This is a genomic window from Micromonospora sp. CA-246542 (genome assembly GCF_050942905.1).
Lineage (GTDB): Bacteria > Actinomycetota > Actinomycetes > Mycobacteriales > Micromonosporaceae > Micromonospora.
Genome location: NZ_CP192040.1, coordinates 2512151 through 2533939, shown reverse-complemented (window position 1 = coordinate 2533939; position 21789 = coordinate 2512151). Strand labels below are relative to the sequence as shown.

Sequence of the window (21789 nt, the reverse complement as noted above, 5' to 3'; positions counted from 1 at the left end):
CACCCCGATCACGGCCGAGACGTCAGGCAGCACATCCCCCGCGCAACCCCGACCAAACCTCCCCAGACCCCACCCCTCCCATTCGCGTCCCACCCCCGCCCCATTCGCGTCGATCATGAAGTTATTGCCAGGACACGCCGAAGCGAGAGGCAATAACTTCATGATCAACGGGGTGAGGGCGGGGGTGGGAGGGGTGGGCGGGGTGGGGTGGGTGGGGGTCAGGGGCGGGTTTCCTCGGGGCCCACGAAGGCTTCGCTGCGGGCGTCGCCGTCGTCGCTGCCGCCGAAGACACGGGCGTCGTCGGGCGCCTCGGTGTCGGACGGGCGGCGGACCGGCCGCCGCGGCTGCACCCACTGCCAGGACAGGTTGCTGTTGGCGTCGCCCAGCTCGGTGCGGACGCGGGGCATCGCCGTGGGCCGGTTGTCCCGGATCCAGCCGACCAGGTGCTCGCGGACGAGCGCGCGCAGGTCCCACAGGCTGCCCGCGTCGGCGGCGCTGACCAGCGCGCGCAGCCGCACCATCCCGCCGGTGGCGTCGGTGACCTGGAGGACGCAGACCCGGCCGTCCCACAGCTCGGTGCCCTCGACGAGCCGGCGCAGCTCTTCCCGCATGGTCTGCACCGGCACGGCCCAGTCGACGTCGAACTCGGCGGTGCCGAGCACCGCCGCCTCGGTACGGGTCCAGTTCTGGAACGGCTTGCTGGTGAAGTACGACGTGGGCAGGATCAGCCGCCGGTCGTCCCAGATCTGGACCACGACGTAGCTGAGGGTCAGCTCCTCGATCCGGCCCCACTCCCCCTCGACGACCACCACGTCGTCGAGGCGGACCGCGTCGCTGAAGGCGAGTTGCAGCCCGGCGAAGACGTTGCCGAGCAGGCTCTGGGCGGCCAGCGCGGCCACCACACCGACGACTCCGGCGGAGGTCAGCACGCCGGCGCCGATGCCCCGCACGCTCGGGAACGTCATCAGCATCACGCCGATGGTCAGGATGACGATCACCGCGATGGTCAGCCGGCGCAGCATCACCACCTGGGTACGCACCCGCCGGGCGTGCCGGTTGTTGGGCACGTCGACCCGGAACCGGGCGAGCGCGGTGTCCTCGACGACGATCGCCAGCGCCGCCACCAGCCAGGCGGCGCTGGCGATCACACAGAGCACCAGCAGGTGCAGCAGGAGCCGCCGCCAGCTCTCGCCGACGGCGTAGCCGGTGGTGAAGCGGGCGGCGAACTGCACCGCGAGGACCGTGGCGGCGACCTGGAACGGACGGTGCGCGTGATCGGTCAACTCGGTCAACAAGAGGGACCGGCGGCCGAACCGCCGGGTGATCCGGTGGACGACCTCGACCAGGAAGAGGGCGACCGCCGCCGCGGCGAGCGCGGCGACGGTCGTTTCGAGATAGCTCTGCACGAGTGGGGCGCTTCCCTTCGACCGAGCGGCGGAACTTCGGGCAAAAGCCCAATAGTGCCCGACGTCCTCGGTATCGACCAGTTCAGACCTTGCGGTACCGGGACTGGAGGAAGCAGTAGACGCCGAAGGCGGCGATGCCGAGGGCGACCAGGGTCAGCAGGAACGAGCCGTACGACTGCTCGCGCAGCGTGTGCAGGGCGGCGTCCAGACCGCGGGCCTTCTCCGGGTCGTACTTCACCGCCGCCACGATGACCAGCAGGCCGGCGATGCCGTACGCGACACCCTTGGCGACGTACCCGGCGATGCCGAGGCGGCGGGCCAGTGTGCGGGTCTTCGGGCTCATCTCGCCGGTCTTGAGGTGCTTCTCGAACGTCTTGCGGATGCCGTAGATGACCAGGCCGATGCCGATCGCCGCGACCACCAGCCCGGCCAGGCCGACCAGCCAGCGGCCACCGGTGGAGGTCATCAGCTTGCCGCTCAGCGCCTCCTGGCTGTCGGCGCTGTTCGACCCGGCCTCGGAGAACACCTTGAAGGCGGTCCAGGCGAAGTAGAGGTAGACGATGGTCCGGCCGGCCGAGGCCAGCCGCTCCATGATCCGCTCCTTGCCCCGCTCGGCGCGGTGCCCGACCGCCGCCTCGAGGCCCTGCCAGATCGCCATGGCGAGCAGGCCGACCGCGACGGCGATGACGAGGAACTTGCCGAGGGGCTGTTCCGAGAGAGTACGCAGCGCGCCGGACTGGTCGCCGTCGTCGGACGACGTGCCGAACGCGATCTGCACCGCCAACCAGGCGAAGAGAAGGTGAACGATGCCGTAGCCGATGAAGCCGGCCCGGGCGAGAAATTCCAGCCACCGGCTGTCCGCCGTTCGGGAGGCGGTGGCTTCGGCGCTACGGGTGAGTGACATGGCGTCACAATCTCCGATTTCGAAGATTCCCAAACGTCGGCCACCGCCGCCCGCCTGGTCAGTTGCCCGGGTTGCGGGAAACGCGGATCTTGACCTGCTGGTCGGTGACGCTGTCGACGGTGACCGCGAAGCCGCCGGCCTCGGTGGCCTGCTGGCCGGTGGTGAGGGTGAGCTGCTCGCCGGCGACCTCGACGGTCACCTGGTCGCCCTCGGCGCCGACCAGCTTCGCCTCGACGCCGAGGATGGTGGCGCTCGCCTCGACGCCCCGCTCGAAGGTGACCGTGCAGGCGTCCAGCCCGCAGTCGGTGGAGGCGCCCTGGGAGCTACAGCCGGCGAGCAGGGCGAGGCCGAGCGCCACGGCGGCGACCAGACCGGCGGCACGGCGGACGGGGGGCAGGGGGATGGTGGCGGGTCGGTTCGTCACCCCGCCAAGGGTACGAGACGTCCGCGACGACCGGGCGGGGGCGAGCGCGGCAGGCGTCCCGGCTAGGGTCCGGGCATGGCCTTCGACATCGCCCGTACCCGGGCCGCCTATCCCGCCCTGACCGAGGGCTTCGTCCACCTCGACGGCGCCGGGGGCACGCAGACCGCGGCCGGCGTGATCGACGCGGTCACCGACGCCATGCGCGCCGCCGTCGGCAATCGCAGCGCCGCCTTCACGCCGGGTCGGCGCTCGCTGGAGATGGTGGCGCAGGCCCGCTCGGCGGTCGCCGACCTGCTCGGGGCCGAGCCGGACGGGGTGGTGCTCGGGCCGAGCGCGACGGCGCTGACGTACACCCTGGCCCGTACCCTCGGGGCGACCTGGCGGCCCGGCGACCAGGTGGTGGTGTCCCGGCTCGACCACGACGCCAACGTGCGCCCGTGGGTGCAGGCCGCCGAGGCGGCCGGCGCCACGGTGCGCTGGGCCGAGTTCGACCGGCACACCGGTGAGCTGCCCAGCGGCCAGTACGCCGACCTGGTGGGCGAGCGGACCCGGCTGGTGGCGGTGACCGCCGGCAGCAACGCCATCGGCACCGTGCCGGACGTGCCGGCGATCGCCAAGATCGCACACTCGGTCGGGGCGCTGGTCTGCGTGGACGGCGTGCACTCCGTGCCGCACGGTCCGACCGACCTGACGTCGCTCGGCGCGGACGTGCTGGTCACCAGCGCGTACAAGTGGTCCGGGCCGCACCTGGCCGCGATGGTGGCCGACCCGAGCCGGTGGGCGGCGTTGCGTCCGGCGAAGCTGGTGCCGTCCTCCGACGCCGCGCCGGACCGTTTCGAGTACGGCACACCGAGCTTCCCGCTGCTGGCCGGCGTGACCGCCGCAGTGGATCACCTCGCCACCCTGGATCCCGACGCGACCGGCGACCGCCGGGCGCGGTTGCGGGCCGGGCTGGCCGTCGCCCAGGCCCACGAGGAGGCGCTGCTGGATCGGCTGCTCGCCGGTCTGGCCGAGCGGCCCGCCGTCACGGTCTACGGCTCGCCGGCCCGGCGCTGCCCGACCGTCTCGTTCCGGGTCGCCGGGCTGTCGCCGCAGCAGACCCAGCAGGCGCTTGGCGATGCCGGGTTCTGCCTGTCGGCCGGCGACTACTACGCCTACGAGTACTTCCAGACGATGGGTCTGCGCGACAGCGGTGGCGCGGTGCGGGCCAGCGTCTACCACTACAACACGGTGGACGAGGTGGACCGGTTGCTCGCCGAACTCGACGTGCTGGCCGCCGGAGCGGGGACAATGGCCCGGTGAGCACCCTCGTCGAGGACAACCCCGCCAAGAACCGGTTCGAGATCCTGGTCGACGACGCGTTGGCCGGCTTCACCGCCTACCTGCCGCGCGGCGAGGACGTGCTGGTCTTCACGCACACCGAGGTGGACCCGGGCTTCCAGGGCAAGGGCGTCGGCGGCGCGCTGATCCGCGCCACCCTCGACCAGGTGCGGGCCCGGGGTGGGCGCGTGGTGCCGCAGTGCCCGTTCGTGGCGGCGTTCATCGACAAGCATCCCGAGTACGCCGACCTGGTCGCCGAGCAACCGTAGCGTCAGCCGGTCCGGCCGGTCAGCACCTCGGCGGCGGCCCGACCGCTGGCCCGGGTGGCGCCGTGGGTGGCCAGGTGCACCGCCCCGACGACCAGCTCGGGCACGCCCAGTTCGACCACGACCGCGTCCGGCCGGTTGGCGAGCGCCCGCCGCACCGCCGCGTGCATCCAGGCGTGCCGGTGCAGGTCACGCACGACCAGCACCAGCGGGCGGTCTCCGGCGTCGGCTCCCGGATCGGCGGGCACGTCGTTCTCGGCGTGGCGGACCGTCGTCGTGCCGGGCAGCAGTTCGCCCAACGGCTCGCCGATGCCCCACGGGGTCTCCGCGCCGATGGCGATGTTGCGCGGCGGCTCGAACTCGACCACGTGGGCGGCGCGGGTCAGGGGCAGCGCGACCGGCGCGTCCGGGCCGGTGGTGACCCGTACGGCACGTCGGGCGGCGACCAGCCCGACGTCGGTGGCCCGGTGGGCGGCGTTCGGGCGGGCGGCGCGGGCGGCCACCGTCCAGGCGGCGAGCTGACCGACCCGCTTGGCGGCCTCGGCGAGGCGCTCCTCGGGCAGCTCGCCGGAGACGACGGCGGCCACGATGGCGTCGCGCAGTTCCCGGGCGGCCTCCTCGTCGCTGCGCTCGCCACCGACGCAGATGGCGTCGGCCCCGGCGGCGAGCGCCCGCACGGCCGCGCCCGCGAAGCCGTACCGGTCGGCGACCGCGCGCATCTCCACGGCGTCGGTCACGACCACGCCGGAGAAGCCCAACTCATCGCGGAGCAGGCCACCCAGGATGCGCTGGCTCAGCGTGGCCGGCAGCTCCGCGTCGAGCGCGGGAACGAGCAGGTGGCCGGTCATCACCGCCTGCGCGCCGGCCGCCACCGCGGCCCGGAACGGGGCCAGCTCACAGGCGTCCAGGCGGGCCCGGTCGGCGGTGATGCGCGGCAGGTCGTGGTGGGAGTCGACGCGGGTGTCCCCGTGCCCGGGGAAGTGCTTGGCGCAGGCGGCCACGCCGCCGCCCTGGAGGCCGCGGATCCAGGCGGCGGTGTGCCGCGCGACGAGCGCCGGGTCGGCCCCGAACGAGCGGACACCGATCACCGGGTTGGCCGGGTTGGAGTTGACATCGGCGTCCGGGGCGTAGTCCAGGGTCACCCCGGCCGCCGCCAGCTCGATGCCGAGGTCCAGGGCGACGGCCTCGGTCAGCGCCGGGTCGTCGACCGCGCCGAGGGCATAGTTGCCCGGGCGGGAGCTGCCCCGGCCGGACTCGATCCGGGTGACGTCACCGGCCTCCTCGTCGATCGCCACGATGACGTCCGGCCGCTCGGCGCGCAGCGTCGCGGTGAGTGCCGCCACCTGGGCGGTGTCGACGACGTTGCGGGCGAACAGCACCACCGAGCCGAGCCCTTCGCCGAGCCAACGGCACACCCAGGGCGGCGGCGTGGTGCCGACGAAACCGGGTTGCAGGACGGCGGCTGCCAACGTCGGAAGGTGCCCGGCCGGCGCGGTCACGCCGTCGCCTCGGAACGGTCGACGTTCCCCGCCGGCGCGGTGACGCCGACCCGCTGGTTGCGCTCGCTCATGCGGCCCCGTACCCCATCTCTCGCGCGCCCTCGGCGCACCGTCCTCGGCAGGCGGTGCTGCCATGGTCACACCGAGCGATTCAATAGTCAATAAACCTTACAGTTGCCCGATGCGGCCCTTCCCCGGAAGAGTGCGGGGATGGACACCGCCCCGCTGGCCGACGCCACGAGCCCGGCCGACATCCCCGGCGTACGCCTGCTCGGCCTGGTGGTCGGCGCTCTGCTGCTGCTCGCCGCGATCCGGGCCATGTTCGGCCGACGCTGAGGCGATCGGTCCCCGACCCGCCGGTGTGGCCCGCCGCGACCGGGGTACGGCTCTCCCCGACAGCAGGACCGCGCGCCGAAGGGGAAGCCATGAAGATCGGATATTTTCTGTCCAGTGAGGAGTACACGCCGGCCGAGTTGCTGGCGCAGGCCCGCGGCGCCGAGGCGGCCGGCTTCGAGGCACTGTGGATCTCCGACCACTACCACCCCTGGGTCGACGCGCAGGGGCAGAGCCCCTTCGTCTGGTCGATGATCGGCGCGCTCAGCCAGGTCTGCGCGCTGCCGGTGACCACGGCGGTGACCTGCCCGACCGTACGGATCCACCCGGCCGTGATCGCGCAGGCGGCGGCCACCAGCGCGGTGCTGCACGGCGGTCGGTTCGTGCTCGGCGTCGGCACCGGCGAGGCGCTGAACGAGCACATCTTCGGCGACGCCTGGCCGTCCGCCGACGTGCGGCTGGAGATGCTCGAAGAGGCCGTCGAGGTCATGCGCGAGCTGTGGCGGGGCGACTTCGTCAACCACCGGGGCACGCACTACACGGTGGAGAACGCCCGGGTCTACACGCTGCCGGACACCCCGCCGTCGATCTACGTCTCCGGGTTCGGGCCGAAGGCCGTCGACCTGGCCGCCCGCATCGGCGACGGCTACGTGAGCACCATGCCCGACGGCGAGCTGGTCCGGCGCTTCCGGGAGAACGGCGGCGGCGACAAGCCGTGCCAGGCCGGGTTCAAGGCGGCGTTCGCGGCCAGCGAGGAAGAGGGCGCGCGGATCGCGTACGAGCGGTGGCCCAACGCGGGCGTGCCGGGCGAGCTGTCGCAGGTGCTGCCCTCGCCGCGCCACTTCGAGCAGGCCTCCGAGCTGGTCACGCAGGACATGGTGCGGGAGTCGTTCGTCTGCGGCAACAGCGCCGACGCGCACCTGGAGATGATCGACCAGTACGCCAAGGCCGGCTTCGACGAGCTGTACGTGGCCAACACCGGCCCACACTTCCAGGGCCTGTTCGACCTCTACCAGCGCGAGGTCCTGCCCCGCCTACGGTGAGACGGGACGCACCCCGAGCCCATGATCGCCCGAAGGTTGTTTCGGTGGTCGTGGGCTCGGGTACCTCCGGCCCTCGATGAAACTGTCCACGCACTCGATGACGTTGCGCCGCGCCGCGAAGAGCCTCTTCGGCTGGAAAGCGCTCCGGCCCAACCAGCTCGCCGCCATGCGCGCGGTGATGAAGCGACACGACGCCCTGGTGGTGTTGCCCACCGGCGCCGGCAAGTCGGCGATCTACCAGATCCCGGCCAGCCTGATCCCCGGCCCGACCGTGGTGATCTCTCCGCTGCTGGCCCTCCAGCAGGACCAGATCGCGGCGCTCAACGAGCGGCAACGTCCCGAGCTGCGGGCGGTACGGATCAGCTCGAACGAGTCGGCCGCCCAGCAGGCCGAGGCGATCGTCGAGATCCAGGCCGGGCGGGCCGAGTTCCTGTTCATCACCCCGGAGCAGTTGAGCAACCCGGACCGGATGGCCGAGGTCGCCGCGCTGAAGCCGGCGCTGGTGGCGATCGACGAGGCGCACTGCATCTCCGCCTGGGGGCACGACTTCCGTCCCGACTACCTGGCGCTGGGCCATCTCATCGAGGGCATCGGCCGACCGCCGGTGGTCGCGCTGACCGCCACCGCGTCCCCGCCCGTACGCGACGACATCATCGCCCGGCTGCGGCTGCGCGACCCGGAGGTGGTGGTCTCCGGGCTGGACCGGCCCAACCTCTTCCTCGAGGTGGCGCACTGCCCCACCGAGGACTACCGGTGGCGGCGCCTGATCGCCCTGCTGGGCGACGACGAACGGCCCGGGATCATCTACGTGCCGACCCGCCGCTCGGCCGAGGAGCTGGCCGAGAAGTTGACCAAGGCGGGCTTCCCGGCGCAGTTCTACCACGGTGGGATGCCGATGGGCGCGCGCAACGACCTGCACGAGGCGTTCCTCGCCGACGAGGTGCCCATCATGGTCGCCACCTCGGCGTTCGGCATGGGCATCGACAAGCCGAACATCGCCTGGGTGGTGCACACGGCGCTACCCGACTCGCCGGACAGCTACTTCCAGGAGATCGGCCGGGCCGGGCGGGACGGGCATCCGGCCCGGGTGCTGCTGCTCTGGCGGGCCGAGGACGTGGGCCTGCAACGGTTCTTCAGCGGCGGCCTGCCGGACGAGAACGAGCTGCGGGACCTGGCCGCGCTGTTGCGCCGCAAGCCGGCTACCAAGACCGAACTGCGGGAGGCCACCGGCCTGGGGCCGCGCAAGCTGGGCCAGTACCTGGCGCTGCTGGAGCAGGTGGGGGCCGCCGAACCGCGCGCCCGCCAGCGCATCGGCGCTTCCCGCTACTCCCCCGCGCCGGTCGACGCGGCGGCGGCGGCCCTGGCCGAGGCGGAACGCCAGCAGACGGTGACGCGTTCGCGTACCGACATGATGCGGGCGTTCGCCGAGACCACCGCCTGCCGGGGGCAGACCCTGCTGGCCTACTTCGGCGAGCAGATGACCGAGGTCTGCGCCCACTGCGACAACTGCCACCGGGGCACCAGCACCGCCGACGAGGGCGCGGTCGGCCCGTTCCCGGTGCACAGCCAGGTGCGGCACGGCGAGTGGGGGCGTGGCCTGGTGCTCAGCTACGAGGACGACAAGATGACGGTCCTCTTCGACGAGGTCGGCTACAAGACCCTGTCGGTGCGCGTGGTGTCCGAGCAGGGCCTGCTGACCCTGGACTAGCCTGACCCGGGCACCGGCACGGGGCCCGGTGGATCGACCAAGCACAGCATCGATTGACCACACAGAGCAGGGCGGAAGGGGCGTTGCCGTGATCGAGCAGCCGGCGTACACCGGTTTCGGTTTCTCCGACGAGGAGTGGGGGCTGCTGGTCGGCCTGCCGCAGTCGGTGCTGACCGCGGCGAGCGCCGCCGAGTCCGACGGCACCCGCCGGACCATGGCGGAGAACGCGGCCGGCCTGGAGTCCATCGGGGCGGGCCGGGAGTCGGCCAACCCCCTGGTCGCCGCCGTGGCCGGCGAGATCGTGACCCGGGTCGGCGACCCCGAGGCCGGCGAGGAGCTGCCGGTCATCGCGCCCGCCGACCCGCAGGCGTACATCGACGATGTGCTGGTGCGGGCCCGTGAGGCGGCCGTGCTGCTGGCCGCCCGGGTCGACGAGGGCGAGGCCGGCGCGTACAAGCACTGGCTGGTGACCATCGCCGACCAGGTCGTGGGCGCCGCGTCCAGCGGCGGCCTGCTGGGCCTGGGCGGCGAGTCGGTCAGCGACTCCGAGCGGCGGTTCCGCGACCGACTCGCCCAGGTGCTCAACGACTGACCGGGGCGGCGTCCGACAGCGACGGTCCGGTCGGCTCGGCGGCCAGCTCCGCGGGGTCGGCCGGCCGGACGCCGCGCAGTGTCAGCAGCGCGGTCACCGCACCGAGGGCCATCGCCACCATGGCGGCGAGGGCGGCGAGGTGCAGCCCGTCGGTGAAGGCGAACCGGGCCGCGTGCAGCACCGCGTCGCCGACCTCCGCCGGCAGTCCCCGGGTCACGGCGAGCGCGCCGCCCAGGGTCTCGCCGGCCGCGTCGCGGACGCCCGTCGGCAGCCCGGCCGGTAGCTCGTCGAGAACCTCGCGGCGGTAGATGGCGGCGCCCACACTGCCCAGGATGGCCATTCCCAGCGCGCCACCCAGCTCGCTGCTGGACTCGGTCAGCGCGGACGCGACACCGGCCTGCTCCGGGGGCGCCGCGCCGAGCACCAGCTCGGTGACGAGCGACATCACCATCACCAGGCCGCCCGCGTACACGCTCGCGCCGACGAGCAGCAGCCAGAGCGGCGTCTCGGGGGTGACCCGGGTCAGCACCGCGAAGCCGACGACGGCGATCACGAAGCCGGCTCCGATCAGGTACGCCCGCTCGACCCGCTGGGCGAGCGCGGCGGCGGCCGGGGCGACGCCGCCGACCGCGAGCGACGGTACGAGGCTCCACAGTGCCGCCCGCAGTGGACTCAGCCCGAGCACCAGCTGGAGGTGCTGGGTGGTGAAGATGGCGAAGCCGACCAGGGCGAACATCGCGAGCAGGTTGACCGCCAGCGATCCCGCGAAGCCGTGCCGGCGGAACAGCGCCAGGTCGATCATGGGGTACGCCCGGGTCCGCTGCCGGTGCAGGAAGAGCGCTCCTACCAGCAGGCCGGCGACGACGGCCAGCACCCGCGCCGCGCTGACGCCGTCGCGGGCCATCTCCTTGATGCCGTAGATCACCGGCAGCAGCGTGCCGAGCGACAGCGCCGCGCTGACCAGGTCGAACCGGCCGCGCGCCGGGTTGCGGAACTCGGGCACCAGGACCGGGGCGAGCAGGAGCAGAAGCAGCATCGCCGGGATGTTGATCAGGAAGATGGAGCCCCACCAGAAGTGCTCCAGCAGGACGCCGCTGAGCACCGGGCCGATGGCGATGCCGCCGGTGAGCGTGGCGGTCCAGATGCCGATCGCGGTGCCGCGCTGCTTGGCGTCGTGGAACATGTTGCGCACCAGGGCGAGCGTGGACGGCATCAGGGTGGCCCCGCCGACGCCGAGCACGGCGCGCGCGGCGATCAGGGTCGCGGCGCTGTCGGCGTACGCGGCCAGCAGGGACGCCGCCCCGAAGGCGGTCGCGCCCAGCAGCAGCAGCCGACGTCGGCCGATCCGGTCGCCCAGGGCGCCCATGGTGATCAGCAGCCCGGCCAGCACGAAGCCGTAGATGTCGAAGATCCAGAGCTGCTGGGTGGCGCTGGGCCGCAGCTCCTCGCTGATGAACGGGACGGCGAAGTAGAGCACCGACACGTCCATCGAGACGAGGAGCAGCGGCAGCATCAGCACCGCGAACCCGATCCATTCCCGCCGGCCCGCGCGGGGTGCCGGTGCGGTCGTCGCTGTCATGAGAACTCCTTCTGCGTATGTCGTACGCTTTAATGCGTAGACCATACGCAGAACTAGGATGGCGGGGCAAGGAGGAAATGTGGCGGAGACGAAAGACGACAGCGGCCCGGCGCTCCCGCCGGCCATCGAGAGCGCCTGGGGGCTGCGCGAGCGGGCACCGAAGGGCCCCCGGCCGGGCCTCACCGTGTCCGGCATCGTCGACGCGGCCATCCGGGTCGCCGACGCCGACGGGCTGGCCGCCGTCTCGATGGGCCGGGTGGCCAAGGAGTTGGGCGCCGCCACCATGGCCCTCTACCGCCACGTCGGCTCCAAGGACGACCTGCTGACGCTCATGGTGGACGCCGGCTACGGCCCCGGGCCGGGCCCGGCCGCGCCGGACGACGACTGGCGTGCCGGCCTGACCCGCTGGGCGTGGGCCGAACACGACGTCCTGCGACAGCGCCCGTGGCTGCTGCACATTCCGATCGCCGGACCGCCCGTCACACCCCAGCAGCTCGGCTGGATGGAGGACGGGCTGGGTTGTCTCGACGGCACCCCGCTGCCCGAGGGCGAGAAGATGTCGATCCTCCTGCTGGTCACCGGATACGTGCGCAACGAGGCGATGCTCACCAACCAGATCGCCGAGGGCAGCCGGGCCGCCGGTGTCGAGCCGGGCGACATGATGCCGGCGTACGGCGCGATGCTGGCGCGACTGATCGACCCGGCCCGCTTCCCAGCGCTGACGCGGGTGCTCGACGCCGGCGTCCTCGACCAGGACGATGGACCGGACGACGAGTTCACGTTCGGCCTGGACCGGATCCTCGACGGCGTCGAGGCCCTGATCGCCCGCCGGACGGCGTGAGGGGGCGCGGATGCTGGCCAGGAACACCGTCGACACGACCGTCCTGCCGCCCGCCGAGCGGTTCGGGATGTGGCTGGAGCTGCTGGCGCGCACCTCCGTGCCGGTGCGGGTCGAGTCCGCGGCCGCCGCCGACTTCGCCGCCCGCGCCGAGTTCACCGACCTCGGCGGGTTCGAGGTGGTCGGCTACGAGTACCCCTCGCTCGACGTGTCCCGCACCCGCAAGCTGATCAGACGATCCGATCCGGAGCTGTACATCCTCGCCCTCACCACCAGCGGGCTCGGCATGTCCAGCCAGGACGGTCGGCGCAGCGAGATCCTGGCCGGTGAGTTCACCTTCTACGACGCCTCGCGCCCGCACGACGTCTGCCACTACGCGAGCGAGCCGGGGCGGACCCGGGCCACCTCGATCACCGCGCTGATTCCGCACGCCGCGCTGCCGTTGCCGCCGAAGCGGATGGCCGCGCTCTACGGCGGCCGGATGACCGGCAGCGAAGGGCTCGGGGCGCTGCTGGCGCAGTTCCTGGTCCAGGTGACCGGCCACCCCGAGCAGTACCACGCCGCCGACGCCGGCCGGCTCGGCGCGGTGGGGCTAGACCTGGCCACCACCCTGCTCGGCCGGCACCTGGTCGCCGAGGACGCCGTGCCGACCGAGGTCCGCCGCCGGGCGCTGGTCACCCAGGTGCAGGCGTACGTCCACCGTCACCTGGGCGACGCCACGCTGGGCCCGCAGACCATCGCGGACACCCACCACATCTCGCTGCGGACGCTGCACCGCCTGTTCGAGGGCGAGAACACCACCGTGGCGGCGTACATCCGCGACCTTCGGCTGGCCCGGTGCCGGCGCGACCTCACCGACCCGGCGCTGCGGGCCCAGCCCGTGCAGGTCATCGCGGCACGCTGGGGGTTCGGCGACAAGGCACACTTCAGCCGGGCATTCCGGGCGGCGTACGGAATGAGCCCGCAGGCGTGCCGCGACGGCGATCCGGTTCCGGCACGGGACGTCAACGACCTGGCGTCCAGAGTCAACTCGACCCAGGCAGACTGACAACCGACGCGGCAGAGGCGGCGCCTGCGTACCCCGGGGCCCGCATCGGCCGCGAACGGGGGCCGTGGCGAGGCGCCCGCCGTGGCGCGCGGCGGGCGGCCGCCCGGTGTCGCCCCCGGCCGAGGCTCCGGCCCCGTCGCTTCCCCCCCAGGATCGTCGGCGGGGCCGGTCAGGCCTTCTCCAGCAGCTCCAACACGACCCGCTCGATCTCCTCGCGGCTGGCGCTCGGGTCGACCGGCACCACCACCCCGTCGTGGTAGAGGTCGACGACCCGCGGATCCACGTAGGACGTGCGCGCCACGGTGGGGGTGTTGCCCAGCAGCTCCGCCACCGCGCGCATCACCGCGGCCACCGCCCTGCGCCGGGCGGTGACCGAGCGGGCCGGGTCGGCGGCGGCCAACTCCGCCGCCGCGCGCACGGTGGCGTGCCAGGTGCGGAAGTCCTTGGCGGTCATCTCGCCGCCGCTGGCGTCGCGCAGGTAGCCGTTGACCTCGTCGCTGCGCACGTCCCGCCACTCCCGGCCGTCCCAGTAGCCGAACAGCCGCTCCGCCCTGCGGCGACGGCGACGTAGGTTGACCAGCACCTCGCACAGCTGTGGGTCGTCGATCCGGCGCACCTGCTCGATGCCGCCCTTGGCGGGGAACTCGAAGACCACGCAGTCGCCCCGGCGTCGCGCGTGCTCGGGGCGCAGGGTCGACACCCCGAACGTCGGATCGTCGCCGGCCGCGTACTGGTCGCTGCCGACCCGGAACATCCCCATGTCGAGCAGGCGGGCCACGGTGGCCAGCACCCGATCGCGGTTCAGACCCCGCCCGACGAGGTCCTGCCCCACCCGCTCGCGCAACGTCGGTAGCCGTCGGGCCACCTCCAGCATGCGGTCGAACTTCGCCGCGTCCTGCTTCTCCCGCCAGACCGGGTGGTAGAGGTACTGCTTGCGCCCGGCCGCGTCGACGCCGGTGGCCAGGATGTGTCCGTTCGCGTGCGGCGCGATCCACACGTCCTGCCAGGCCGGCGGGATCACGAGGTCGTTCAGCCGCGCCCGGATGGCCGGGTCGCGCACGACGGCGCCGCTCGGATCGACGAAGGTCCAGCCCCTGCCGCGCCGTCGTCGCCCGTAGCCGGGCCGAGCCGGGTCGCTACGCCGTAACCGCACCGGAGACCCGCACCACCCTCTCCACCTCGTCCACGGCGGCCAGCACCTCGTCCAGCGGCAGAGCCGTCAGTGTCGGGTGGCTTCCTACCCCGTCCCACCTGGGCCAATCCCCCTCGCCGGCCCAGAGCGCCCGGTGTCGGGGCCGGTCCGGCGGCGGCCCCCACGCCGCCGGGGGCACCGGCCCGAAGAGCACCACCGAGGCGGTCCCGTACGCGGTGGCCAGATGCGCCACACCGGTGTCCCCGCTGACCACCAGCCGGGCGTCGGCGACCAGCGCGGCCAGCACGCCGAGGTCGGTCCGGCCCGCCAGCACGGCGGCCGGCGGCAGACCGGCCGCCTCGGCGACCCGCTCGGCCAACCCGCGTTCGTCGGCCGAGCCGGTGACCAGCACGCGGTGCCCCCGCTCCCGCAGCGCCCGGGCCAACGCCGCGAACCGCTCGGCCGGCCACCGCTTGGCCGGGACGTTGCTGCCCGGATGCAGCAGGGTCGCGCCGACCGGCAGGCCGGCCGGTTCGGGCCGGCGCAGGCCCAGGTCACGGCGGTCGGTCGGGATGTCGTACCAGGAGAGCAGCCGGCACCAACGGTCCACCTCGTGCTCGTCGTCGCGCCAGCGCGGACCGTCGCCGAACCCGGCGTCGGCGTTGGCGAAGGCGACGAGCCGCCCGGGACGGGCGGCGGCCAGCAGTCGGTGCGACTGCGGCCCCCGCCCGTGCAGGTTCACCGCGACCTCCGGCGCACGGCCCGGCCGCAGCGGCCCGTCCAGCCCGGTGGTGTCCACCAGCTCGTCGACGCCGCCGACCAGGTCGACCAGCGGGGCCAGTCCGCCGGGCGCGGCGAGCGCCAGCTCGTGATCCGGGTACGCGGCGCGCAGCGCCCGCAGCGCGGGCACCGCGGTGACCAGGTCGCCGACGCCGAGGGCGCGCAGCACGAGGATCACGGGTACGACGTCTCCTGCTCGGCGCACACCACCATCTCCCGCACCGCGCAGCCGGGCGGCTGTTGGAGCGCGAACATGATCGCCGCGGCCGTGTCGGCGGGGTCGTTGAGGATGGCGTCCGGACCCGGCCTGTACTGCGGATCGCGTTCGTCGAAGAACGCGGTGCGCATGCCACCGGGGATGAGCAGGGTGACCCCGACCTGACCGGCCAGCTCGGCGGCGAGCGCACGGGTGAACCCGACGACGCCGAACTTCGCCGCGCAGTACGCGGTGGCGTCACTGACCGCCTTCACGCCCAGCGTCGAGGCGACCGTGACGATGCGCCCGGCGGAGGTCTGCAGGAACGGCAGCGCGGCCCGGATCACCGCGGCCGTGGCCAGCAGGTCCACCATGACGATCCGGTCCCACGTCTCCCCCGGCACGTCGGCGAGCTTGCCCGGCACGTCCATACCGGCGGCCGTCACCACGGCGTCCAGGCCACCGGCCTGCTCGGCGAGGTGCCGGGTGGCCACCTCGGCGGCGCGGGTGTCGGCGAGGTCGCACTCGGTCCAGTCCACGCCGTCGACCGGCGGCTGCCGGTCCAGCACGAGCGGACGGCCACCGGAGGCGGCCACCGCCGCGACCACCGCCGCGCCGAGGCCGCTGGAACCGCCGGTGACCAGGACGGCGGGTCCGGCGTCGGGTCGTGTGGCGGTCATCGGGTCCGCTCCCCTGTGGTCGTGACCGGGACGGCGATGCCGACCGGCGGTGGCGGTCCGCTGTCCGTGCCGGGGGCCGGCCCGGCGGCAGCGCGCGCGATGAGGTCGCTGGTGGAGCGGCCGTCCAGGTACGGCACCACCACCGTGTTCCCGCCCCACCGACGCAGCACCTCCGCCTCGGGCAGCGTGGCCTCGTCGCCGACCCCGCTCGCGTAGTCGCCGCCCTTGACCCAGACGTCCGGGCGCACCCAGGACAGCACCGCCTCGGGCGTCGGCTCGTCGAAGACGAGGACGGCGTCGACGCAGCTCAGAGCGGCCAGCAGCCGGGCGCGGTCGCCCTCGGGCAGCACGGGTCGCTGCGGCCCCTTCAATCCGGCGACGCTGGCGTCGGAGTTCACGCAGACGATCAGGCAGTCGCCGAGCTGCCGGGCGGCCTGCAGGGTGGCCAGGTGCCCGGCGTGCAACAGGTCGAAGCAGCCACCGGTGGCCACCACCGTGCCGCCCGCGCCCCGTACCTCGGAAAGGAGCGCGGCGACCGCCGCGACACCCACCCGCTCGGCGCCGACGCCGGGCCGGCGGGGCGGCGCACGCTCACCACGTCGGCCGGGGGTGGCAGGGCCGTGGCCACTCCCCACCCGCCACGTACGTGGATGCCTCGGCGACGGCCGCCTGCACCGCCTCGGAGACGAGCGCGCCCTGGGCCAGCGCGAGGCTCGCGGCGGCGGCGAACCGGTCGCCCGCCCCGCAGGTGTCGCCCTCGGCGCTGCCCGACGTGGGCACCACCAGCGGCGTCGACCCGGCGTGGCAGAGCAACGCGCCGTCCCCGCCCAACGTCACCGCGACCGCGCCCGCCCGCCACCGTCGACGCAGCCCCTGCGCACCCTGGGAGGCGGTGGCGATCCGGGACGCGCCGGGCAGCGTCGGGACCAGTTCGCGCACCTCCGACTCGTTCGGCGTGGCCAGGTGCACGCCGGGTACGGCCGCCGGCCCGCGCGGGTGCGGGTCCCAGACGACCGGCGCGCGGGTGGCGGCCAGCGCGGCACGCAGCGCGGGCTGCCGGGCGACGCCCCGGCCGTAGTCGCTGACCAGCACCGCCGACGCGGCGGCGAGCACCCGCAGCACCTCGTCGGAGGGCTGGCCCGGCTCACCGGAGGGGCCACCCCGGTCGTGGCGCAGCAGCACCCGACCCCGGGCCCGCAGCCGGATCTTCTCCGGCGTCGCGCCGGCGAGGGCCAGCGGGTACACCCGCACGCCGGCGGCCGACAGCAACGCGCTGAGCCGCGCGCCCCCGGCGTCGTCGGCGAGCGCGGTGACCAGCACCACGTCGGCGCCCTGCGCGGCGGCGAAGACCGCCGCGAGGCCCGCGCCGCCGGGCCGGTCGACGGCCGAGGTCTCGTCGAGCACCGGCACCGGGGAGTCCGGGCAGAGGCGGTTCACCACCCCTTCCACGTCCCGGTCGAGCAGGGTGTCCCCGACTACCACCACGGGTCCCCTCACGCCTACCTCCTCATGCTCACGCGTCGATCTGCTGTGCGGTCGGGCCGTCGAGCACCACCTCGACCCCGGTGCGTACCGGCTCGGACGCGAGCCGACCGGCCGTCGCGAGCTCCACGGCGGCCAGCGCCGCCGGCAGTTCCTTCTCGAGGTACTCGCAGATCAGGTGACTGGTGACGAGATGCAGCTCCTGGACGACCTGGGTGTCGGCCGACGAGACGGCGAGCACCTCGTCGCAGGCGTCCGCGAGGGGGTTGGGGGCGGGTCCGGTGAGCGCCCAGGAGGTGAGCCCGGCGTCGCGCGCCGCGTGCGCCGCGCTGAGCAGGTTGCCGCTGACACCGCTGGTGCTCAGCAGCAGCAGCACGTCGCCGGGTCGGCCGTGGGCGCGGACCTGACGGGCGTAGACGTCGGCGTAGCCGTAGTCGTTGGCGATGGCGGTCACCGCGCTGGTCTCGGCGTGCAGGGCGATCGCCGACAGGGGCTGGCGGTCGTCGTGCAGCTTGCCCACCAGCTCGGCGGTGAGATGTTGGGCCTCGGCGGCGCTGCCGCCGTTGCCAGCGACGAGCAGTCGTCCGCCGCCGGCCAGCCGGTGTGCCAGGTGTGCGCCCCAGCGCGCCAACTGCGGTTCACACCGGCGGTACGGCTCCAGTGCCGCGGCGAGGTTGGTCAGGTGCGTATCGAGCGGGCTGACCGCCGGCATCAGGCCACCACCCGGGTCGGCCGGCGTACGGCGGCGACCTCGTTGTAGACCTCGGCGAGGCGTTCGGCGGTGGCCTCCCACGAGTAGCGCGACCGGGCCCGCTCCCGGGCCGCCGTGGCGTACCGGAAGCGGCGGATCCGGTCGTCGAGCAGGCCCCGGATCGCGGCGGCGAGGGCGTTGGGGTCGCGGGCCGGCACGAGGTCACCGGTCGTACCGTCGACGACGGTGTCGCGGATGCCGCCCACGGCGGTGCCGACGACCGGCACGCCGCACGCCATCGCCTCCAGGGGCGTCAGGCCGAACGGCTCGTACCAGGGTGCGGCGACCAGCAGGTCCGCCGAGCGGTACCAGCGGCCCATCTCCTCGCGGGGCACCGCGCCGACCAGGTGCACCCGGTCGGCGACCCCGCACGACTCGGCGAGGGCCCGCAGCCGCCGGGCGTACGGGTCGGTCTCCAGCAGCCCCTCGGGCGGCCCGCCGACCACGACGCACTCCGCGTCGGGCACCAGCGCCATCGCGCGGACGACCGTCTGGAAGCCCTTGCGCTCGACCAGCCGGCCCACGGTGAGGATGCGGGCGCGGCCCGGCTCCCGGTCGGCGGCCGGCCCGAGCGGGGCGAACGAGGCGAGGTTGACGCCGGAGGGCACGACCGTCATACGGTTCCGGGGCACCCCCATCCGGACCAGCTCGCCGACCTCGTCGCGGCACTGGGCGACCACCCGGTCCACCGAGCGGCCCAGCTCCCGCTCGTAGGCGATGCGCCGGGCCGGGCTGGTGTCCTGCACGCCCTGGTGGCGGCGCTTGACCGTGCCCAGCGCGTGGTACGTCTGCACCACCGGCACGCCGGCCTGCCGGCCGGCGGTCAGCGCGGCGAGGCCGCTCATCCAGAAGTGCGCGTGGATCACCTCGGGCGTCCAGTCGCCGCCCCGCCACCGCTCGACGAGCCACCGGCTGAACTCGCGCATGTGCGGCAGCAAGGCGTCCTTCGCGAGCGGCTCGGCCGGGCCGGCCGGCACGTGCACCACGTCGTACCCGTCCGGGGCGCGAACGGTCACCGGCAGGTCGAGGGCGTCGCGGCGGGTGTAGACCCGGACGTCGTGCCCGGCGGCGACGAGCGCGGCGGACAACTCGGCCACGTGCGTGTTCTGGCCGCCGGCGTCCTCCCCTCCGAGGATGGCGAGCGGGCTGGCGTGCTCCGAGATCATCGCGATCCGCATACTTCCTCCTCCAGCAGCCGGTCCCAGTCAGCGAGGAAACGGTCGAGGCCGTACCTGTCGCGCGCGGCGGCCTGGGCCGCCACGCCGGCCTGACGTGCGGCCGCCGGCTCGGCGATGAACCGGCGGGCGGCGTCGAGCAGGACGTCCATCCGGGTGGCGAGGGCCCCCGCCTCCGGGGGCACGGCGGTGATCGCCTCGGTGGTGGCGAGCGCGACGACCGGCATGCCGATCGCCATCGCCTCGATGAGGCTGAGCCCCAGGCTGGTCCAGCGGCACAGGTGCAGGTATGCCCGCCGGCGGGCCAGTTCGGCGTGCATCCGGTCCTGCGGGACGTCGTCGTGGCTGGTGAGTCGGTCGGCGGGCAGTCCGAGGTGGTCGGCGAGGCCCGCGACGCCCATGCCGAACACGTCCAGGGGCGCGATCTCGGCGAACTGGGGCAGCAGGTCGGTGCCGGTGACCCGTCCCCGCCGCACCGGCTCGTTGATCACGACGGCGAGCCGGTCCAGTTCACCCGTGTACGACACGGCCGGCGCGACGATGCCGTGGTCGACGACGCCGGTGCGGGTCGCGCCGGTGTCCCAGAAGATCTGATTGAACCCGGTGACGTGGGCGACGAGCAGGTCGTCCCGGTCGGCCATCGGGTGGCGGGTGTGCGGGACGTCGCCCTTGGGCGTGTTGTGTTCCACGTAGATGGCGGGTAGGTCGCGACCCGGACGCCGGCCCAGCCACTGCTCGGCGAGGTCGATCTCCTCGGGGCGTTGCAGGACGACCACGTCGACGTCGGCGTCCGGCAGGTCGTCGGGGGCCACCTCGACGGCGCTGTCCGGCCACGGGTACGTCCGCGCCCGGCCGAGGCCGTACGGACCCCGGTCGGGCGTGGTGGGGATCAGGTAGCGGTGACTGCCGTGCACGAAGGACGTCGTCCAGGAGCCGTGCACGTGCCAGAGCAGGATGTTCATCGGGCGCCACCACCGCTGACGGTCAGTGTCCGTACCGCCTCGACCACCTCGGCCGGGTCGACGCCGCTCAGGCACGGGTGGCCGGGGACCGGGCAGCTCGCCGCCCGGGTGTCGCGGCAGGGCGCGCTCGCGTCGCCGAGCCGGACGGTGGGCACCCGGTAGGGACCCCACTGCCCGAAGGGGACGGTCGGCGCGAACAGGCTCACCACCGGTACGCCGGCGGCGGCGGCCAGGTGCGCGGGCCCGGTGTTGCCGACCACCACGGCGGCGGCGTCGGCGACGACCGCGGCCAGTCCGGCCAGGTCGGTCGTACCGCCCAGGTCGGTGCCGCCCGCCGCCGCGACCCGGGCGGTCACCGTCCGCTCGTCGGGCCCGCCGGTGACCAGCACGCGATGCCCGGCCGCGCTGAGCGCCCCGGCGATGCGGGCGGCCAGCTCGGTCGGGCAGGCCCGGCTCGACGCGGCCGAGCCCGGGTGCAGCACCACGTAGCCGGGGTCGCCGACGGCGGCCGGGCGGGACGCCACGGCGTCGTCGCGGAGCCGCAGCACGGGTTCGTCGCCGGCCGGCAGCCGGTGACCGGCCGCGGCGGCGAGGGAGAGCGCCCGCTCGGGTTCGGGGACACCGGCCGGCACCCGGTGGCGGATGTCCACCAACGCGCCCGGGTAGTCGTCGCTGATCGCGGCGATCCGGTTGATCCCGGCCATCCGCAGCAGCAACGCCAGCGGCAGGGCGGACTGGTGGAACGAGGTGAACACCACCGCCTCGTCCGCGGCGACGGCGGCGAGCCGGGCGGTCAGGCGTCGCATGTCGTCCGGGTCGACGGGCGTCGGCACGGGATCGATCCACGGCAGCGGGTGCTCGATGATCTCGTCGACGCCGGGCAACAGCTCGGCGGCGGCCCGCCCACGTGGTCCGCAGAGCAGCACCACCCGGCGCGCGCCGGCCGCGACGGCCGGATCGCCGGCCCGGTGACGAGCACGTCCCCGGCCGAGTCCGAGCGCACCACCAGCGCGGTGCCCACTCCGTCGGCGGTTCGCGCGGGCTGCACGGCCCGCTGGCGGCGCAGGATCTCGTCGACCGCGGACGGCAGGTCCGTCGCCACCCAGCCGGCGGCGGCGATCTCCTCCGGGCGGGTGACCGGCGTCGGCACCAGCACGCCGGCCGCACCGGCGGCCAGCGCCGCGCCCACGTCCCGGCCGATGTCGCCCACCAGTACGCAGCGTGACGCGCTCGTGCCCAACTCCCGGGCGGCGGCGTGCACCAGTCCGGGCGACGGCTTGCGGCAGTCGCAGCCGTCGGCGTCGTCGTGCGGGCAGACCAGCCAGGCGTCGAAGCCGCCCAGCAGCTCCTCGACGCGGGCGTGTACCGCCCGCATCTGCTCCTCGTCGAAGTAGCCCCGGGCCAGGCCGGACTGGTTGGTCACCACCGCGAGGCGCAGACCGGCGGCCCGCAGTCGGTCCAGCGCCGCGCGGACGCCCGGCAGCGGGCGTACCTTCTCCGGGTCGCCGTTGTACGGCACGTCCTCGATCAGGGTGCCGTCGCGGTCGAGCAGCACCGCGTCGTACAGGACGCCACCGTGGGGTGCGGCAGGTCCGCGACCAACCCGGCCAGCACCGGCGTACACCCGGGCTGACCTGCGCTGATACGGATCCTCCTGGTCCTGTCGCACAG

Annotated in this window: 18 protein-coding genes and 3 pseudogenes; 8 read left to right on the top strand and 13 right to left on the bottom strand. The window is 74.1% G+C overall.

Features of this window, described 5'->3' with window-relative positions; translation table 11 throughout:
* Positions 1 to 218: 218 nt before the first annotated feature.
* The 3 genes from ACQP0N_RS11875 to ACQP0N_RS11865 form a co-directional block, all read right to left on the bottom strand.
* Positions 219 to 1406 carry a mechanosensitive ion channel family protein gene (locus ACQP0N_RS11875; RefSeq protein WP_433119961.1) on the bottom strand — a complete coding sequence of 396 codons (1188 nt, stop codon included), beginning with the start codon at positions 1404 to 1406 and terminating at the stop codon, positions 219 to 221.
* 82 nt (positions 1407 to 1488) lie between these two features.
* Positions 1489 to 2310 (bottom strand): DUF1206 domain-containing protein, encoded by an 822-nt coding sequence (locus ACQP0N_RS11870; RefSeq protein WP_433119959.1) that lies wholly within the window; start codon positions 2308 to 2310, stop codon positions 1489 to 1491.
* A gap of 58 nt (positions 2311 to 2368) precedes the next feature.
* Entirely contained in the window at positions 2369 to 2734 is a 366-nt protein-coding gene (locus ACQP0N_RS11865; protein WP_396802478.1) for a hypothetical protein, read from the bottom strand.
* 75 nt (positions 2735 to 2809) lie between these two features.
* Between ACQP0N_RS11865 and ACQP0N_RS11860 the strand changes: the two genes are divergently transcribed.
* Both ACQP0N_RS11860 and ACQP0N_RS11855 read left to right on the top strand, forming a co-directional pair.
* Positions 2810 to 4036 carry a cysteine desulfurase-like protein gene (locus ACQP0N_RS11860; RefSeq protein ID WP_433119956.1) on the top strand — a complete coding sequence of 409 codons (1227 nt, stop codon included), beginning with the start codon at positions 2810 to 2812 and terminating at the stop codon, positions 4034 to 4036.
* Positions 4033 to 4323, top strand: a complete 291-nt coding sequence (locus ACQP0N_RS11855; protein ID WP_433119954.1) for a GNAT family N-acetyltransferase — start codon at positions 4033 to 4035, stop codon at positions 4321 to 4323. Before ACQP0N_RS11860 ends, ACQP0N_RS11855 begins: the two co-directional genes overlap by 4 nt.
* 2 nt (positions 4324 to 4325) lie before the next feature.
* On the opposite strand, the gene ACQP0N_RS11850 is transcribed toward ACQP0N_RS11855, so the two are convergent.
* Positions 4326 to 5819 carry a glycoside hydrolase family 3 protein gene (locus ACQP0N_RS11850; protein ID WP_433119952.1) on the bottom strand — a complete coding sequence of 498 codons (1494 nt, stop codon included), beginning with the start codon at positions 5817 to 5819 and terminating at the stop codon, positions 4326 to 4328.
* A gap of 210 nt (positions 5820 to 6029) precedes the next feature.
* Here ACQP0N_RS11850 and ACQP0N_RS11845 point away from each other — a divergent pair, with 210 nt between their 5' ends.
* The 4 genes from ACQP0N_RS11845 to ACQP0N_RS11830 all read left to right on the top strand — a co-directional run bounded on the left by ACQP0N_RS11845 (position 6030) and on the right by ACQP0N_RS11830 (position 9495).
* Complete coding sequence (locus ACQP0N_RS11845) at positions 6030 to 6155, top strand: hypothetical protein (protein WP_355053401.1); 126 nt, start codon at positions 6030 to 6032, stop codon at positions 6153 to 6155.
* An 89-nt stretch (positions 6156 to 6244) separates the two neighbouring features.
* Positions 6245 to 7195 (top strand): TIGR03557 family F420-dependent LLM class oxidoreductase, encoded by a 951-nt coding sequence (locus ACQP0N_RS11840; RefSeq protein ID WP_433119950.1) that lies wholly within the window; start codon positions 6245 to 6247, stop codon positions 7193 to 7195.
* A gap of 76 nt (positions 7196 to 7271) precedes the next feature.
* Positions 7272 to 8903, top strand: a complete 1632-nt coding sequence (locus ACQP0N_RS11835; RefSeq protein WP_433119948.1) for a RecQ family ATP-dependent DNA helicase — start codon at positions 7272 to 7274, stop codon at positions 8901 to 8903.
* A gap of 88 nt (positions 8904 to 8991) precedes the next feature.
* Positions 8992 to 9495 carry a hypothetical protein gene (locus tag ACQP0N_RS11830; RefSeq protein ID WP_355053404.1) on the top strand — a complete coding sequence of 168 codons (504 nt, stop codon included), beginning with the start codon at positions 8992 to 8994 and terminating at the stop codon, positions 9493 to 9495.
* A gap of 73 nt (positions 9496 to 9568) precedes the next feature.
* Here the strand turns inward: ACQP0N_RS11830 and ACQP0N_RS11825 are convergent.
* A pseudogene (locus ACQP0N_RS11825) lies at positions 9569 to 11074 on the bottom strand (MFS transporter); the annotation flags it as partial.
* Between the two features lie 79 nt (positions 11075 to 11153).
* On the opposite strand from ACQP0N_RS11825, the gene ACQP0N_RS11820 reads away from it, so the two are divergent.
* Positions 11154 to 11915, top strand: coding sequence for a TetR/AcrR family transcriptional regulator (locus ACQP0N_RS11820; protein WP_433119946.1), 762 nt, complete (start codon positions 11154 to 11156; stop codon positions 11913 to 11915).
* A gap of 10 nt (positions 11916 to 11925) precedes the next feature.
* Positions 11926 to 12960, top strand: coding sequence for a helix-turn-helix domain-containing protein (locus tag ACQP0N_RS11815; RefSeq protein ID WP_433119944.1), 1035 nt, complete (start codon positions 11926 to 11928; stop codon positions 12958 to 12960).
* A gap of 169 nt (positions 12961 to 13129) precedes the next feature.
* Here the strand turns inward: ACQP0N_RS11815 and ACQP0N_RS11810 are convergent, their stop codons facing one another.
* From ACQP0N_RS11810 to ACQP0N_RS11775, 8 genes and pseudogenes are all read right to left on the bottom strand, one after another.
* Positions 13130 to 14113, bottom strand: a complete 984-nt coding sequence (locus ACQP0N_RS11810; protein ID WP_433119941.1) for a DNA topoisomerase IB — start codon at positions 14111 to 14113, stop codon at positions 13130 to 13132.
* Positions 14097 to 15050, bottom strand: coding sequence for a glycosyltransferase family 9 protein (locus tag ACQP0N_RS11805; protein WP_433121578.1), 954 nt, complete (start codon positions 15048 to 15050; stop codon positions 14097 to 14099). Before ACQP0N_RS11805 ends, ACQP0N_RS11810 begins: the two co-directional genes overlap by 17 nt.
* Positions 15047 to 15748, bottom strand: a complete 702-nt coding sequence (locus ACQP0N_RS11800; RefSeq protein WP_355053409.1) for an SDR family oxidoreductase — start codon at positions 15746 to 15748, stop codon at positions 15047 to 15049. The genes ACQP0N_RS11805 and ACQP0N_RS11800 overlap by 4 nt, the downstream gene beginning before the upstream one ends.
* A pseudogene (locus tag ACQP0N_RS11795) lies at positions 15745 to 17245 on the bottom strand (PfkB family carbohydrate kinase). Before ACQP0N_RS11795 ends, ACQP0N_RS11800 begins: the two are co-directional and overlap by 4 nt.
* Positions 17246 to 17261: 16 nt before the next feature.
* The gene (locus tag ACQP0N_RS11790; protein WP_433121576.1) at positions 17262 to 17945 is read right to left on the bottom strand and encodes a D-sedoheptulose-7-phosphate isomerase; all 684 of its coding nucleotides are present in this window, start codon (positions 17943 to 17945) and stop codon (positions 17262 to 17264) included.
* On the bottom strand, positions 17942 to 19159 hold the full coding sequence (locus ACQP0N_RS11785; RefSeq protein ID WP_355053411.1) for a glycosyltransferase: 1218 nt from the start codon (positions 19157 to 19159) through the stop codon (positions 17942 to 17944). The genes ACQP0N_RS11790 and ACQP0N_RS11785 overlap by 4 nt, the downstream gene beginning before the upstream one ends.
* Entirely contained in the window at positions 19144 to 20118 is a 975-nt protein-coding gene (locus tag ACQP0N_RS11780; protein ID WP_433119938.1) for a glycosyltransferase, read from the bottom strand. The genes ACQP0N_RS11785 and ACQP0N_RS11780 overlap by 16 nt, the downstream gene beginning before the upstream one ends.
* A pseudogene (locus ACQP0N_RS11775) lies at positions 20115 to 21673 on the bottom strand (HAD-IIIA family hydrolase). The gene ACQP0N_RS11780 and the pseudogene ACQP0N_RS11775 overlap by 4 nt, the downstream one beginning before the upstream one ends.
* Positions 21674 to 21789 lie beyond the last annotated feature (116 nt).